The 15175-nt window shown below is 69.9% G+C and carries 17 protein-coding genes; 7 read left to right on the forward strand and 10 right to left on the reverse strand.

Annotated features, from left to right (window positions below; translation table 11 throughout):
* The coding region (locus tag SZN_RS02475) for a hypothetical protein (RefSeq protein ID WP_007491125.1) at positions 1–1257 on the reverse strand (1257 nt) is incomplete at its 3' end.
* 229 nt (positions 1258–1486) lie between these two features.
* Here SZN_RS02475 and SZN_RS02480 point away from each other — a divergent pair.
* From SZN_RS02480 to SZN_RS02490, 3 genes are all read left to right on the forward strand, one after another.
* On the forward strand, positions 1487–1840 hold the full coding sequence (locus SZN_RS02480; RefSeq protein ID WP_043727688.1) for an SPDY domain-containing protein: 354 nt from the start codon (positions 1487–1489) through the stop codon (positions 1838–1840).
* Between the two features lie 91 nt (positions 1841–1931).
* Positions 1932–2222, forward strand: coding sequence for a hypothetical protein (locus SZN_RS02485; RefSeq protein ID WP_043727755.1), 291 nt, complete (start codon positions 1932–1934; stop codon positions 2220–2222).
* A 15-nt stretch (positions 2223–2237) separates the two neighbouring features.
* Positions 2238–3044, forward strand: coding sequence for an SPDY domain-containing protein (locus SZN_RS02490; RefSeq protein ID WP_007491128.1), 807 nt, complete (start codon positions 2238–2240; stop codon positions 3042–3044).
* Between the two features lie 151 nt (positions 3045–3195).
* Here the strand turns inward: SZN_RS02490 and SZN_RS02495 are convergent, their stop codons facing one another.
* From SZN_RS02495 to SZN_RS02535, 9 genes are all read right to left on the reverse strand, one after another.
* Positions 3196–3891 (reverse strand): hypothetical protein, encoded by a 696-nt coding sequence (locus SZN_RS02495; RefSeq protein ID WP_007491129.1) that lies wholly within the window; start codon positions 3889–3891, stop codon positions 3196–3198.
* 78 nt (positions 3892–3969) lie between these two features.
* Positions 3970–4410, reverse strand: coding sequence for a hypothetical protein (locus SZN_RS02500; RefSeq protein ID WP_043727695.1), 441 nt, complete (start codon positions 4408–4410; stop codon positions 3970–3972).
* 138 nt (positions 4411–4548) lie between these two features.
* A complete protein-coding gene (locus tag SZN_RS02505; RefSeq protein ID WP_007491131.1) occupies positions 4549–6282 on the reverse strand; it encodes a relaxase/mobilization nuclease domain-containing protein in 1734 nt (577 codons plus the stop codon).
* Complete coding sequence (locus SZN_RS02510; protein ID WP_425274405.1) at positions 6279–6629, reverse strand: plasmid mobilization protein; 351 nt, start codon at positions 6627–6629, stop codon at positions 6279–6281. The genes SZN_RS02505 and SZN_RS02510 overlap by 4 nt, the downstream gene beginning before the upstream one ends.
* A gap of 583 nt (positions 6630–7212) precedes the next feature.
* Complete coding sequence (locus SZN_RS02515; RefSeq protein WP_007491133.1) at positions 7213–7404, reverse strand: hypothetical protein; 192 nt, start codon at positions 7402–7404, stop codon at positions 7213–7215.
* Complete coding sequence (locus SZN_RS02520; RefSeq protein ID WP_007491135.1) at positions 7401–9032, reverse strand: hypothetical protein; 1632 nt, start codon at positions 9030–9032, stop codon at positions 7401–7403. The genes SZN_RS02515 and SZN_RS02520 overlap by 4 nt, the downstream gene beginning before the upstream one ends.
* On the reverse strand, positions 9029–9670 hold the full coding sequence (locus SZN_RS02525) for a WhiB family transcriptional regulator (RefSeq protein WP_007491137.1): 642 nt from the start codon (positions 9668–9670) through the stop codon (positions 9029–9031). The genes SZN_RS02520 and SZN_RS02525 overlap by 4 nt, the downstream gene beginning before the upstream one ends.
* A 160-nt stretch (positions 9671–9830) precedes the next feature.
* On the reverse strand, positions 9831–10535 hold the full coding sequence (locus tag SZN_RS02530) for a zinc finger domain-containing protein (protein WP_007491139.1): 705 nt from the start codon (positions 10533–10535) through the stop codon (positions 9831–9833).
* Positions 10536–10537: 2 nt separating this feature from the next.
* Complete coding sequence (locus SZN_RS02535) at positions 10538–11437, reverse strand: helix-turn-helix domain-containing protein (RefSeq protein WP_043727701.1); 900 nt, start codon at positions 11435–11437, stop codon at positions 10538–10540.
* A gap of 685 nt (positions 11438–12122) precedes the next feature.
* Here SZN_RS02535 and SZN_RS02540 point away from each other — a divergent pair.
* From SZN_RS02540 to SZN_RS02555, 4 genes are all read left to right on the forward strand, one after another.
* Positions 12123–12575, forward strand: coding sequence for a helix-turn-helix domain-containing protein (locus SZN_RS02540; protein WP_007491144.1), 453 nt, complete (start codon positions 12123–12125; stop codon positions 12573–12575).
* A 180-nt stretch (positions 12576–12755) separates the two neighbouring features.
* A complete protein-coding gene (locus SZN_RS02545) occupies positions 12756–13310 on the forward strand; it encodes a hypothetical protein (RefSeq protein ID WP_007491146.1) in 555 nt (184 codons plus the stop codon).
* Complete coding sequence (locus SZN_RS02550) at positions 13307–14506, forward strand: MAB_1171c family putative transporter (protein WP_007491148.1); 1200 nt, start codon at positions 13307–13309, stop codon at positions 14504–14506. Before SZN_RS02545 ends, SZN_RS02550 begins: the two co-directional genes overlap by 4 nt.
* Positions 14496–15089, forward strand: a complete 594-nt coding sequence (locus SZN_RS02555) for a phosphatase PAP2 family protein (protein ID WP_043727704.1) — start codon at positions 14496–14498, stop codon at positions 15087–15089. The genes SZN_RS02550 and SZN_RS02555 overlap by 11 nt, the downstream gene beginning before the upstream one ends.
* Positions 15090–15175: the final 86 nt, after the last annotated feature.

The raw sequence follows: 15175 nt of genomic DNA on the forward strand, positions 1-15175 counted from the left end.
GTCGACGGGGGGCTGGTCCTCGGCTCGCAGTCCCGGGGTGCGCCGGGCGATGGCGAGATCTTCCTCATGGAGGCGCTCGCAGGCGGCGAACAGCCTTCGGGACATGCCAAGGTGGACCTCCGTGCCGGGGATGCGGCAGCTGAGGAAGTCGTCGAGTCCTCTGGCGTGGAGTCCGGCGCGAAGGATGTGCTGTTCGGTGTCGGCCGCCTCTCCGCGTGCCTCGTCGCGCATGGCGAGAGTGAACGGGTCGTCTTCCAGGGGGGTAGTCAGCCCGGAGCGCCGGCGGCGGGAGGAGCGGTCGGCGGCCACGGGTACGGCGCGCAGCTGTGTGGCGGGGACGGAGCGCAGCGCGAGGTAGGTCAGCATCTGGGCGCGTGCGGCCCCGATGAGGGCGTCGTCGCTGTCCCCGAGACGGTCTTCCAAGTTGGCCGGGCCCACTGCCTCGTCGCCGGTGCTTGATTCGGCAGGGGCAAGCGGCGGCAGACCGGGGTGGAGTTCGTGGTCGATCGTGAGGAACAGGTCGTCTTCGAACCTCACGGATGCTCCGACCAGCACGGTGCGGTGTGCATACGCGCCGAGCACCTGGCTGCCGGCCGCGAGCTGCTCCCACCCTTCTCGGAGCTTCTTGAGCCCCACGTCGCCGCCCTTGGCCTCGATGAGCCAGTACAGCTTCTCCGTCTCGTGGCGTCCCCACAGATCGGGCAGCTTCTTCTTAGGGTCCTTGAACGTCTTGAGCAGGGCGGGGACGGGGCCGCCGAGTTCGAGGTGCTCGGTCTGGCCGAGGCCCAGCAGGGAGCGGCAGGCCCACTCGGTCATCGTCATGCCCAGCCGGTAGCCGGCGGCGACCTTGGCGCTGCGCTCGGTGCCGTGCGCGTACACCGGGTTCCAGGTCAGGCGCCGCCCTTTCGCGCCGTCCACGGGGTGCCGGGGCGTCACGGGGTGCGCGCCGAGGTAGGCGTACAAAGGGGAGACTCGGGCGACGAGTTCCCTGTGGGCATAGCGCGGCTGGTTCTGCAGGTGCGGGGTGACGTCGCGGCCGACTTCAGTGGCTGCCTTGATGATCTCCCGCCAAGTGGTGGTCGGCGCGTACCAGCCGTCGGCGGCAGGGAACCCGTCCGATCCGGTCCACGCCGTGTGCTTGGCCGTCCGCCATTGCCGCCGGGGCTTCCTCGCAGGTCCACCCCGGAACAGGACCGGTACGTCGAAGCTGTCGGCGTACGTCAGCGGAGGCGCGTCGGGGACTTCTGCAGGGATCATGCGGCTCACTCTGGCACGGCCTCTGGCCGCCACCGGAGCTGGGCACCTAGCCGGGGCGAGGGTCCGGCGGGGCCGACCGGCCATGAACCCGTCTCCGGGCCCGAGGAGAAGGATGAGCAGTTCGCCGGGGGCAGACAGGAAAGATCGCGGAAGGACTGGCCAACGTGCGCGAGAGCATGTCAACGTAGACGATCTCGCAAGAAACCCCAGGTCAGAGAGGTGATAGCCCGTGACCGTAGCCCCCGTGAGTCCCGGTTTCTCCACCACCGTCGAAGCGCTCCGACTACGGCAGTGGCAGCTCGGTCCCGGCCAGCCGACCCTGGTTATGGACCAATTCTCCGCCGAGGACTTCCACCTGGTCGTCGATGACCGTGCGGACGTACACGTCAACAGCAAGGACGGCCGCTTCTACCTCGGCTGGTTCCCGCTCGGCCGTCCCGGCACGGACCGCGAAGGTTGGAAGATCGCGGTCACGGGCACCGCCACGATGCCCGGTTACCAGGTCTCCTTCGACGTCGAGACGCCGGCCGACATCGTTGCCGCAGCCGTAGCCCGTGTACTGGAGACTTCACGCCTCCTCTGACCTTGCGAGGACTGCCCGCTCACAAGCCGCCGGCCGAACCGAGCGCCGGCCGCTCTCCCTTCCCTCGTTCTCTCGCCCCAAGGAGATGCTCGTGACGTCCTCGGAAATGACCGTCGCCGACCTCATCGAACTGCTCGCAGCCTGCGACCCAAGTGCTCCGGTGCGCCAGGCCATGAACCCCTTCTTTCCGATGGCCCATCGCTTGGCACAGGTCCTGCAAGCGGTCGACGAGACCGGCCGGACCGTCGTCTACCTCGCCGAAGGACGCGAGGAAGACGCACAGCTCGGTCACCTGCCGCCCGAAGTCGCCATCGAGCTGACGTGGCAGGGCCCCGTCCAGGCGCCGCCGCGCCGCCCCCGCCGCCGCGCCGGCGGCAACTAGAAACGCACCGAGCCTTTGGAGGCGCCCCTGTACTCCCACCTTCAGCCCGACCCGTCGGCCCCACCCGCATTCTGGGTCGGCCCCCGCCACCTGGCAGGTGACGACGGGCGCCCGTACGACGCTGTCGCCGACGCTCTCGCGGGCCTGGGCTGGACAAGCCTGACGATCGTCCGCGGACGGCATGAGCCGGACGAGGCGGAGCAGGACCGTCAGGTCCTGCGCAGCATCGTCCTGCACATCAGCCCCGACGGCCTGCGCTGGGCCCAGTGGTGCATGGCCGACGAGCCGTTCCACCTGGGTGCACTGCCGATCGCCTGGCAGATCTCCGCCCGTGACGAGACGACCAGCCTCGCTGGTTGGTCGGCCTACTTCACCCGCGACGTTCCCGGCGAGGCCGTTGCCGACTTCCTCCTCGCCCTCGACGCCCACGAACAGCCCACCGTGCCTCTGGCTGGCGCCGAGGTGGTCCTGGACGCCGTCGCCACCCAGGGATGGTTCCGCGACATCGACGAGCCCCAAGCCGCGGCGATGGATCCGACGGGCGCCTCGCACATCAGCCTTGGCGAGGTGCCGCCCCTCATCCAGGACGGCGACCCGCGCGTCCTGGTCACCGAAGCTGACGAAGTGGGCCCGGCCGGATGGCAGACATGGTCCGAGCCCGTACTCGGCGCGCCCTACCTGTGGGTGGCCTCGTTCGCCGCCGGCGTGCCGCACGATCTCGTCGCCGCCTTCGCCACCTCCCTCAGCTCGACCGCACCGGTCCTGCGCCGGGTGCTGCCCGAAGCCACCCAGGAGCGGCTTCTGCGCGCGCCGGCCACCTGACCGTCTCGCCGTACCGAAGCCCGGCGCCCTCCCCGGTGGAGGGCGCCGGGCCTTCGTGCTTCCCGGACACCGTCGTCCCATCTGCCCCGTAAACGCACTGCTGCCTCCGACCTTCCCGGGTCGGAGGCAGCAGTGCGTTTACGGGAATAGATCAGGGCGTTGCGGTGGCCTTGGCGAGGGCCCGATCGAGGTGGCGGTCGACGAGGGCCGGAGAGCCGGAGACGACGAGCAGCAGGCTGCCGTCGCGGATCGCGGTCTGCTTGAGGACCGTGCTTCGTCCCTCGGCGGTGAAGGTCAGGAGCTGGCTCCACTGCTCATCACCGCGGTCGTGGGGTGCGGGCAGCTTCTGGGTGGCGATGTCGATCGGGGCGCTGCCCGCGAGGACTTGATAGTTCGGGCAGCCGGTCATGGCGTCGAAGATCCGGTTGGTGCCGTCGGACAGCTTCGTCGGGCTGTCGCTGTAGAGCTCCTCGGAGATCTCCGAGGAACTGCTGCCGTAGGTGAAGTCGGCCTTCGCCTTGTGCGGGAAGGTGAGGGTGCCGCCGGTCGCCGCGTCGCCGCCCAGCTCGCTCAGCGCGGGGCAGCCGAGGACGGTGGCATCGTCGTGCTGACCCGCACGCTGCGGCTTAGGCCGGTAGCCGCTGCCGAGGTCAGCCTCGGTGAGCAGACGGGACACCAGCGCGGCCGAGGTAAGCGTGGCCGGTTCGCGGTGAGCGTCGGCCGGCTTACCGGTTCGGCTGGAGGAGGCGGTCTGCTGGTCAGCTCCGCCGGTCTCGGGGGAGCAGGCGGGCAGGGCGAGGAGGGCGGCGGTGATGCCGAGGGCGGTGGTGGCGACGCGAACGCGCATGACGGAACTGACCCCTTGGTGCTAGTGACGGGTGGTCAGTGCGGGCCCGGGGGCCCGGTGGGGTCGTAGGGGTGGTGGTCAGTGCCCGAGGTGGCGCAGGCAGTCCTCGAACGTTTCGTGCGTCGCGTCCGCCGGTCCGCTGTTGCGGTTGTACCAGGCGGTGTCCAGGCGGGTCTCCCGCTGCTGGTGGCCGGCCCGGCACCGCAGCCAGATCTCGTCTCGGGTGGAGAGGATGAGCCAGTCCCGGTAGGCCCCGCACTCGGCACAGGCGGTCATCTCACCATCGACAACCAAGGGCTGCTTCCAGGGCATCATCTTGCCCTCGACCTGATCGTGGCTCGGCACGCGCAGCTCCGGCGGAAGGAAGTCCGGTGCCGCAGCGGTCGGCTCGTCGCTCTGCGGTGCGTCCGTCGGCGCCCTGTTCCACGGCGGCATCTGGTTGTGTCGTGCGACCAGCTCGGCGAGCTGCCGCTCCACTTCGCTCGGCCCCTTGGCCCGGCGGCGTATGCGGTGAAACACCCTGGCGCCCTCCTCTGCCTCGTCACCTCGTCCTGCGCGCCTCATGATCGTGCCCGACGCCCCCGCCGGTTTCAATTCACAAAGTTCACAGTCTCCTCCGGCCAGGTCAGCAGGGGCGCTTGGGCGCATCGAGCGGGCCTAACGGACCGGCCGGGCGGCGTCTTCGCCGTTCCGTCGCTTGCCGGGCGCGGGGCGGCTCGTCGCCGTCCCGCGCTTCGTGGACCGGGTGGTTGTGGTGCCCGTCTCGGGCAGACGGGAGGCGTCGGCGGGCAGGTTTGCGGCTCGCCGCATCCGCCACACGAGCACGTCGCTGACGGACTCCGCGGTGCCGAGTTCACGCCCAGCGGCAACCTCGGGGAGCAGAGCGGCCGGGTCGTAGCCGGCGGCATCGGCTTCCGCGATGGTGGCGGCCAGGGCGTACCAGCCGGGCTCCGCGAGGACCTGTTCGGCCAGATCCGGCAGGGCCTCGCGCAGCAGCGCGGTCTGGCGCTGGAGCATCGGCCGACTCAGGCGCCGACCGCGCTCGTAGAGAATCCCGAGGGGCTGCGCGGCGGCGGCCTGGTAGGCGGCGCGCAGGTGATGAGCGGCTCGGGTGGCGGCCTCGGCCTGCTGGGCATGTCCCTTGCGAGCATGCCAGTGCGCGGCGGCCGTGATCAGGAAGAACAGCATGTCGATCGCCATCGCCGTGGTGGCGGCGTCCTCACCGCGGCCGAGCGCCGGGCCGCCCTGGACGAGTTCGCGAGCGGCCTGCCGTAGAGCGCGATCGTGGCCCCGTACGGCGCGGACGTGGGAGCGCGAGGCTCGCTCAAAAGCTGTTGCCGCGTCGCGCAGTTCGCGGCGGGTGTGGGCGGCGGACGTTTTCGCGAGGGCATCCAGGACCTCGCCGGCCGCGGCGATGTGGGCGGCGGCGACCGCGTCCTCGTCGTGCTCGAAGACGAGCACGGCTTGCCACGCGGCCGAGGCCGTTCCGCGGCGGGCAGCGGCCGGACCGTCCGGCCCCGGACGGATCGCGTCGTTCTTGGGGGGAGCCGGGGCGTCGGCGGACCAGCGTTCGCGGATGCGGGGCAGCGACAGATCGGGAGCCAGACGGGCGCCAGGGTAGAAGACCGGCTCGCCGTCCTTGTTCAGGTCGTCGGGTAGCGCAACTTTGTATCCGAGCAGGTCGCCGGAGGGTGCGGCGCGCTTTCGGATCAGGAGGCCGGCGGCGGCGAGCCGGTCGAAGAACTCTTCGTCGCTGCGCGCGCCGCTTACCGCGCGTCGTACGGCTTCGCGTAGTTCCTCGCGGGCGGTGCGCTCGCGGCCCTGCCGCTCGGCCTTGTGGCGTTCGGCGCTGGTGGGACGCTTCGCTGCGGTGCCGTCGCCGGGGGCGACCTGGTGGAGGCCGAGTTCCTTCTCGATGAGGCGGGCTTCGGCCTGGGCGCGGGAGCCGGAGCGAAAGTCGTCGGGTCGGTGGCCGTCCTCGGTGACGAGGGTGGCGACGATGTGGATGTGATCGTCGGCGTGGCGCACGGCGGCCCAGCGGCAGCCGGATTGTCCCTCACCCGGGTCAATGCCCGTAGCGGCGACGATGCGACGGGCGATGCCTGCCCATTCCTCGTCGGTCAGGATCCGGTCGCCCGGGTCGGCTCGTACAGAGGTGTGCCAGACGTGCTTGGCCGGGCGGGCGTGCTTGGCCAGGGCCATCATCGGCTGGTCCAGGAGCCGCTGGAGGTCGGTGAGGGTGGCGTTCGGGTCGCGTCCGGGGTCCGGGGACATGCCGTCGAAGGAGGCGACGAGGTGGGGGTCGGTGTGGTCCTCGTGCTTGCCGGTGTCGTAGAGGTAGTAGAGGAGACCTCGGGTGTCCGACCCGGACGGGTTGACGCTGGGGATCATGAGCCGTGGTGCTCGATCAGCCGAGCGGCGGCCTGGTGGGCGGTGTCGGCGGCACGCCGAACGGCGGCGATGGCCGCTTCGAGGTGAGGAACGTCCACGCCGGAGTTGAGCGCTTTGACTGCCTGGTTGAGGTTGCTGCCGGCCCAGCCGAGCCGACGCCGGCTGTCGAACAGGGCGGTGATCACCTCGCGTTCGTCGGCGATCTCTGCACTGGTACGGCTGAGGTCGCGGGCAGCGGCGAGCGCGGAACGCGCGAGGAACCCGGCGACGGATAGATTGCACTGGGCGGCGGCGGACTTGATCAAGGCGTACTCGTCTTCGTTGAATCGTGTGGCGGGCTGACGCAGGCGCTTCTTGGCGGGCGGCTGACGCGGTCGCTGACGAGCGCGCTGTCGGCGGGCGCGCGGCTCGCTCTGCTTCTCCTCCTGCCCCGGCTTCGATCCGCCCCCGGTCGAAGCCCGAAGGACCTGCGCCCCCCGGTGCAGGTCCTCTCCCGCCCCCTCGGGGGCGGGTTCGGCGGAAGCTATGCTTCCGCCCCAACTTGCTCGCCCCGAGACCGAGTTGGAGCCACGATCAGGTTCCGGGGTGGTGCCGTTCTTGGGTGCGTTCGTCATTGAGATTCGGGCCTCGTAGAGCGGGTGCGTTGCTGGATGGTTGCGGCCAGCGCGAGAACTTCGGCTGGGCTGGCAAGGACGCGAACCGGTCGGTTGGGACGGTCCTGGACGAGCCACTGCCCGGTCGGCGTGAGGACGACGGCGTGGAGGAGTTGCCGGCGGACCAAGACATCCGCCCAGGCACCGGCCTCGGCGGTGGTGGGCCCGGAAAAGCGAGGGGGACGAGGAATCATGGCGTACCTCCTAAGCGGGGCGGTGGCCCGGCGTGGAGCCGGGCCACTTTTACGGATACGGGCCTTTGCTGGGATTTGCCGGTTCAGCCGCATTCGGGGCAGCGTCCGACGTGGCTGTTGAGCGCGCGGGCCATCCGCTGTTTCGCCGAGGCTGCCTGCTTCGCGCTGGACTTCGCCGCCGGCCTGCCCGCATGCCGCTCGGAGTGAGCGAGCATGAATCCGATCTCGCGCTCGTACTCGGCGCGGACCGTCTTGAACTGGTGGCAGGTCTTCATCGGGCGGTGCTCCTCGTCGTCGTGGTGTCCGCGTTCCGCAGCTCCTGGAGGACCAGGCCGAGTCGGTCGTTACCGACACCCGTCAGGCCCTGGCGGCGGATGATTTCGCGCAGCTGCACTCGGGTGATCGCGCCGTTGCCGTCCCGTTCGAGCAGAGCCGGCACATGGGGACGCACCTCACGGACAAGCTGGCGCTCGGACTCACCCAGCTCGCGTGCCTGGCGCTCCGTCTGCGAGCGGGACCGTGCACGCTTGTCCTTGTTCTTCGTCCGGGAGGTCCTGGTCGGCTTCCGGCGAAGCGGGACCTTGTGTCCTCGGTCCTGGGTGGTCTCGGTCCCGGACTGTGGGGCGGTCGGTCCTCGGTCCTGGGTGGTCTCGGTCCCGGACTGTGGGGCGGTCGGTCCTCGGTCCTCGGTGGTCTCGGTCCCCGACTTCGTGATGCCCGGTCCCCGGTGAGAATCCGGGTCCTGAGCTGCCACTTCTCGCGTGCTGTGGTCGGTCCTCATGGCCGCTGCGTCCCGCGCTGCGGCTCCCGGTCCGGCGAGCACGGTCCCTGGGACCGCACCGTCTTCAGAGGGCTTGGTTCCCGCGAACGTTCCCGTTGCGTCGCCCTTGGTCCTTGCGCCGACCTCGGCTTCCGTGTTCTCGGGGACGGGGCCCCGAGGAGCCCTCGGTCCTCCGTCCGGGACCGGCTCGTCGGAAGCGTCGGGACCGGGGACGGGGACCGGCACATCCGATGTCGGCTGTACGGGGACCGTGGCCGCCGATGCGCTGCTGTGCGCCGGGGACCAGGGAGAAGGGAGCGGGACCGTGGCGAGCGCCAGCGCGTGTCGCCGAGCGGCGAGCTGGTCGAGCAGCTGCGCCCGCTGGTGAGGGTCGGTGCCGACCGAAGCCCTGCCGACCGCCTTCGACAGGCGTCGCGTCAGCCGCCGGCCGCGACGGCTCTGCTGCTGCTCGGGTGTGCGCTCGGCGAGGCGGGCGGCGAGGGTGACCGCACGGGCGGTGGCCCGGTCCCGGGTGATCTGCGCGGCGTCGCGGTCCCGCGCGGCGATGCCCAGGCGGGACAGCAGCCGCTCGCGTGCCTCCCGGCCCAGGACGGCGATCAGTCCGTTCGAGGCTGCACCCGGGGTGCGCAGGCGCAGTTCGATGCCCATGGCCAGGTGCCACAGCATCGCCGCCATGACCGGTCCGACGAAGGCGCGGACCGTGCCGCCGATGGGGCCGCTCTCTGCGTAGGCGGGGATCACCTGCACTGTGGTGATCACCCAGACCAGCGTGCCCGGCAGGCCGGGAGCGCCCTGGACGGCGAGGTTCTGCCGTGCCATCAGCGCGGTGGCGAACAGGGCGAGTTCGGCGGCGGCGAACATGGCGGCGCGCTCGGCGGTGCCGGCCATGTCGAGGTAGTCGGCCGCGAAGCGCCAGCTGGTGTCGGCGCTGTAGGCGGTGCAGCCCAGGGCGGCGACGGCGGCGACCTTGACCGCCGGGCCGCCGAGACGTTTCCGCGGGCGGGTTCCCCGGCGCCGGATCGCCCAGGCGGTCAGCACGAGCGCGAGGGCGGCGGGCACGGCGGCGGCGAGGAGGAGAGGGAGGTCCGAAGTAGCACCGAAGGCGAGGACAGGGTGGGTCATGCTGCCTTTCCGAGAGGGGCGTGCGCCGGGGTCGACGCCGCCGGGCGGCCTGTCGGCTGCTGAGTGCCGGGAGCTGCGGGCGCGGGGGTGCCCTTGGCCTTGGAGGTCTTCTTCCGCTTCTTCTTGGAGCGGGGCACGCCGTAGTTGCGGTCCCGGTCGAAGACCTTGTTGGCCGCTTGCCGGAGCAGGTCGCGGGCGTGCTTGTGGCTGATCTGCAGGGCGGCGGCGAGTCGGTCGGGCTGCCAGCCCCGGACGTAGGCGTGGTCGATGGCCACCTGCCGCTCGGCTTCCGTCAGGTGCACGTCGCGTCCCTGGAAAAAGGCGGTCACACGCCGGTAGTCCAGGCGCCGGTGCAGGTTGTCGTGCAGCGGGCGCCGCTCGGCTTCGGTGAGCCCGCCCCAGACGCCCTCCTTGAGGACGTTCTCCAGGGCGAAGTCCAGGCACACGCGGCGGACGGGGCACCAGCCGCACAGCTCCTTCGCCTCCGCGATCTCCTCGTGATCCCGGGGACCGGGGAAGAACACGGCGTCGGCGTCCTCGACGTCCATGCCGTGGCACGCTCCGCGGACGTGCCAGCTGGTGTCTCCGATGCCGCGCAGGCCGGTGGCCGGCGCGTCGTGGGTGGTGATGTGGCGCAAGGCGAGTCTCCGATGTGCTGCCACACCGGCCGGCTGGCGCAGTGCCTGGCGGGTGCGGCGTCGGGCGCCGGCTGCGGCGCGTGGGTGTGCGCCGCATCCGGTGCGGGACGGTGAGGTTGCGGCGGTGCAGCGGACGGGATGCACGCGCCGGAGGCGCCGGTCAGGCCAGGGCGGGCTGCTCGGCGTGCTGGGCCTGCTGGGCGGCGAGGTCCACACGGCCGGGGTGCGGGGTGGCGCGCGGTGTGATGGCGCGTACCCCGTCGTTGGGGCCGATCCGGCGGCGCCGGCACGGCTCGCCGACCGGGGCCAGACACCACTCGCATCGCACGCTCAGGGCATCGGGCAGCCCTTGCGCGACGGCGGCTTCGCGTGCTGCCCGGGCGGGCCGGAACGGTGCGAGAGCGGCGCGGGCGGCGGGCGGTATGCAGGAGCCGATCTGGTCCAGCCGAGCCTGCAGCCTCGGGTTGATCCCCTCCTGGCTGCTGGTGATGGCCGGGGCATACGCGGGCTGCGCTATGCCGGCGGCGACGGCACGGCGGGTGCCGACCAGCTCTGCGGTCCAGGCGGCCTGGTCGTCCGGGTCCGCGGACGGTGTGGGGTCCCAGTGGAGGGCCAGGCGGTTGCGCCGGTAGCTCTCCCAGGGGCGGACCACGTCTGCGGGTTGGATCTGGTACGGCGAGGTGCGGTAGTGCTGGCGGGCGGCGATGCGGGCGTCCCAGCCGTGCGGGGTGGCCATCGGCACGTCGCCGAGCAACTCGTGCCACTGGGCGAGCTGGTCGCGGACCTCGCCCTCGTCGGTGCGGATGCTGCGGGGGTCGAGTCGGCCGATGTAGGCCAGCAGGGCGGCGATTTCGCGGCGGTCCACGGTCAGCCCTCCGTTCCGGTCGGCTCGTCCAGGGCGGCGAGAAGGGCGGCGGTGTGCTTCTCGGCCCGCGTCATGCCACCGGGCGCGGCGGTGTTCTGGCCGGGCACGGCGTAGAGGTTCGGGCGGTTGGGGGCGTGTTCCCGGGTGATCCAGGCTCGCCAGTCGGCAGCCCAGGCTTCCACCGGCCTCGGGGCGTGGGCCGCCCGGTGGGCACGCCACTTCGCGTCGGCGGCCTGCAGGCCATGCGCGCCGAGGCGGTCGAGGTGTCCCTGCTGGCGGGCCCAGGTGTGGGTGGCGGGGTCGACCTGCCACTCGGCAGCCGAGGTGACCGCAGCACCACCACTACTGCTGTACCTCCGGTTCAAATCAGGTTCACTACGGTTCTGTGTGCCGGTGGCCGGTACATCGCTGTGCCGGTGGCCGGTACGCCGCTGTGCCGGTTTCCGCCTGGACCTGCCGGTTTCCGGTACTGCCGGTTTCCGGACCCTGGCGGGGGATTCCGGCACCTCACGCGGGCGGATTCCGTACCGCCGCAGCGCCGACAGCCGGAGCTTGGCAGGACCAGTGGGCTCGTCCGGCACCGCCGTGTCGCCCGCTTCCTCCCGCTGCTCTCGCAGTGCCTGTGCGACTGCTTCGGCGGCGAGCGGCAGGCGGTAGACCGTGCTGCGCTGCGGGCCCACCAGGTCGTCGAGCTGTTCCAGCTCGCCGGCGAGGACGAGGCGTTCGATGGCTTCGCGCACCGTGGAGACCGAGGCGTGCGTGCGCTTGGCCAGGCTGGACAGGGAGGCCCAGGAGATGCACTGATCGTCGGCCACCCGGTCGGCGATCGACAGCAGGACCAGACGCGCGGCCCCTCGGCTGGAGCTGTGCTCCCACACCCACTCGCGAGCTTCGCTGCTCACCGGCCGCTCCCGGCAAGCGGGCGGGCGGGGCGGCTCGCGGGGGCCTGGATGGTGCGGTCCGGCTCGGGGCGCTGAGGCGCCGAGGCGGAGCTAGCTGCCGCGCAGGCCGGACGGTAGGGCCTTTTGCGCAGGGCGGAGCGCATGCAAGAATCTCCTTTGGTGTTGCCACGCTGAGACGCCCCGTGGAAGGGATCAGCGTGGTGATGGTGGCGATCTCCGCCCTTGCCGGGGCGGTACAGCCGTTAAGCGTCCGGCGTCCGGGAGTTGCCGCTCTCGGGCGCCGTCGCTGTGTCCTGGGACCTATGAGGCCCGGAGGTTGTGCACGTCATTGCTCCTGTGCTCGTCCGCGCGGGCGGTCTGCCCGGCGGGGGACGACGAACATACGCACGGCTCCGCGTCAAGGTCCAGAGTTGGTTCTTAAACCCTGTAGAAGTCGCGTGAGCTGCTGCGACGGGGGTGGAGCGAGCATGGGTGAGTCCTAGCGCGTACGTAGGCCACGACGGCCGGGCAAGGAGCGCTTACCGCACCCCGTCGGCGTCACAACACTTCAGTGAAGCTGTGATCGAAAACCTACGCCAGAGTGATCCCAGTCTGTCAACACTGAAGTGAAGAGTCTCGGCCTTTGGTCCTGGGAACTACACTGCAGTACAGTCCGGAGTCGGCGTCTAGATGAAAGGAGTCGGTGATGGTGGAGTCCAGCGGACCGGCGGAGGCGCCCGGCGGCGCGGCCGACGCTCGGCGCTCATTCGCCGACAAGCTCAACCACCTGTTCCAGACCGTGACGAACCCGGAGACCGGCAAGCGCTACACCAATGCCGAGGTCGCCCGGGCGATCTCCGTGTCCGAGAGTGCGATCTCGCAGCTGCGGACCGGTGCGAAGCCCAACCCCACCTACACGACGGTGGAACGACTGGCCGGCCACTTCCACGTCAAAGAGCAGTACTTCTTCTCGGACTACGACGCCGAGGAGGCTGAGAAGGTGCGCGCCTCCATGGAACTCATCGAGGCCGTAGCCGACAGCGACGTCCGCGGCCTTGCGCTTCGAGCCAACGGCCTCTCGGCGGACAGCTTGAGGATGATCACGGATGTGATCAATCAGGCGAGACGGTGGGAAGGGCTCGACAAGCCCGGGCAGTGATGTGACCTCCCTCACCTGCTGGGTGGATTTGACTGGTATGCCGCGCATGGATCTTCAAGATCGCCTTGGGTAGCCATCTGTACCTATGCAAAGCTCCGCTAGAACCACGCGGAATGATGGGTTCCGGTTAGCGCAGGCCGTGTCAGCGCTCATTCGAGGGCTACAGCAAGGATCTCGTCCATGTTCAAGCGGCAATTCGCGCGCAGAGAGGCGCAGCTGAGGCGACTGTGTGAGGAGCAGTTGCGGGGGATCGAGATATCCGATCCCTACGCGGTGGATGAAATATGCCGGCAGCTCGCCGTCAAGCGTGGCCGCCCCCTGCACCTCCACGAATTGCCTGAGACCGGAGGGGCCAACGCTCCCTGCGGAATGGTCCTCTCGTTCGACCACGGGGATTACGTCTTTCACGTCGCGGCTACCAGCGAGCGGCATCGTGCACAAATCGTGCGCCACGAGCTAGCGCACCTGCTGCTCGGGCACGCCGGGAACAACGAGAGCGTCGTCAGGTCTCTACTGGGAGTCCTGCCTGACGGGGTCGACCCCTCTGCCGTGCTCTCCGCTCTCGGCCGGACGAGCTACGACAGCGAGACCGAGTACGACGCCGAAATGGCCGCCTCCTGCCTGGGAGAGCTCTTTCACGATCTTGCCCACTCGGGCCGGGAACGCGGTCGGTCCGGTGCCGTGGCGCGGCTCGACGACGCCCTGGTCCACCCACGGAGGAACCGCCGCTCATGAGTACATCCACCCTCATCGCCGGCGTCCTCTGGCTGGTGGCTCTGTGGCGACTGCCGTCCCTCCGGCACTCTCGCAAGCAGCGAAGTCTGGCGCTGACCCTGGTGGCTCTCGCAGCTGCCATGACGTTCGAGGTTCCGCCGGTCAAAGAGGCAGTCGATGCCGCCGTCGGTGCAGACGCCAGGCTGTCGCCGCTGCTGAAGCACCTGCTCGGCGTTACCTCGGCGGCATATCTGCTCGACTTCGTCATCGCAGTCGTTCGACCGCAGGGCCTGGCAAGTCGCACCCGGCTGGTGGCCGCCGGCGTGACGTTGCCCCTCATGCTCGCCTTCTACGCCCTGGCCAACTGGACGTCAGGAGGGCCCATCAGGCTTGGGGAGGGCCGTGGCGCCCTCTTTCCCGTCCTCTACATGACGGTCTTCACGCTGTACATCGGCATCGCCATGGTCGTCGCTACATGGCTGTTCCTCGGCGGCGTACGCCACAGTCGGACTCTCCTGGGGAAGGCCGGCCTCGGATTTCTGGGCTTGGGAACCCTGCTCGGAAGCCTGTACGCCCTCCAGCGCATCGTCTTCGTGACGGTTCAGCTTGCCTCCGGCACCAGCTATCCAGTCTTGGAGAACCTTCTCTCCACAACGCTCAAGCAAGCCACCGTCCTGTCGGTCGCAGTCGGCGTCTGCTTGCCTCCTCTCTCCGTCGCCGTGGAATACGTCGCCGCGTGGAGCACCCTGCGGAAACTGCGTCCGCTCTGGGTGCAGCTCACGGAAGCAGCCCCGTATGTGGTGCTGGCGACATCTGTAGGCAGGTGGCGTGTCCGCTTCCGGCTGGAACGGTGCGTCATCGAGATCGAGGATGCCTGCCTGGCGCTTCGCGAGTACGTGTCAGTCGACATGCACACAAAGGCCCGGAGGTTCGTCCGTCAGGAAGGGGTCGCTGCGCAACTCTCTGACGCAGTGGCGGAAGCCTGCTGGTTGCGTGCAGCCGTCCAGAGCGCACGAAATGGGGAACGGCTGCGGGGAGTTGAATATCCACCCCTCGGCGTTACTGGCCGAGACAGAGCGAGCGAACTGTCATGGTTGCGCACCGTTGCCCGCGCGTACCTCTCCTCGCCAGTCGTTTCCGAATTCGTCCGGCAAGAACATTCGTCCGTTTCCCACGAGCAGGGGGCTTCGGAAAGGATCTCCTCAAATGACAACTGATGTCCGCCCCAGCGAGTCGCGGCTGGCCCGCCGCATTACAGACTGGCTTGAGCCGAAGAACTGGATCATCGCTGTCACGCTGCTGGTCGGTTGGCACACCGCAGAATGGACAGGTGTTGCTTGGGGTGTGGTCGGCGCCCTCTTCGCGGCCGTCATCCCGATCACCTTCATCAAGTACGGCATTCGCAAGGGTCACTGGGGCGACAGACACGTCGGAGCGAAGCCAGCACGGCTAGTCGTGATGGCCGTCATCCTGCTCTCCGTAGCCACCGGCATCGTCCTGATGCTTGTCGCGGGGGCGCCGCGCACCATGGTTGCCCTCATCGTCTCGATGCTCGTGACGCTCGCGATTCTCGCCGCGATCACCTTCGCCTGGAAGATCTCCGTCCACCAGGCCGTGTCCGCAGGTGCCTGCGCGATGCTCGTGCAGACCTACGGCCCGTGGATGGCCCTTGGCTTCCTGTTGGTCGTCGTCGTCGGCTGGTCCCGCGTCGAGCTGCGGGACCACACACGCAACCAAGTGATCGCAGGCACCATCCTCGGCACCATCGTGGCCGCAGCCGTCTTCCACCTGGCGCGCTGATCCGAAGGAGGGGCGTGGTTGAGAGCGACCGCTACGCCTCCCAGGTCTCTCACCCGGCTTTCTGGCCCCTGCATCCCCGAGCTCGC

The sequence above is a fragment of the Streptomyces zinciresistens K42 genome, assembly GCF_000225525.1.
Lineage (GTDB): Bacteria > Actinomycetota > Actinomycetes > Streptomycetales > Streptomycetaceae > Streptomyces > Streptomyces zinciresistens.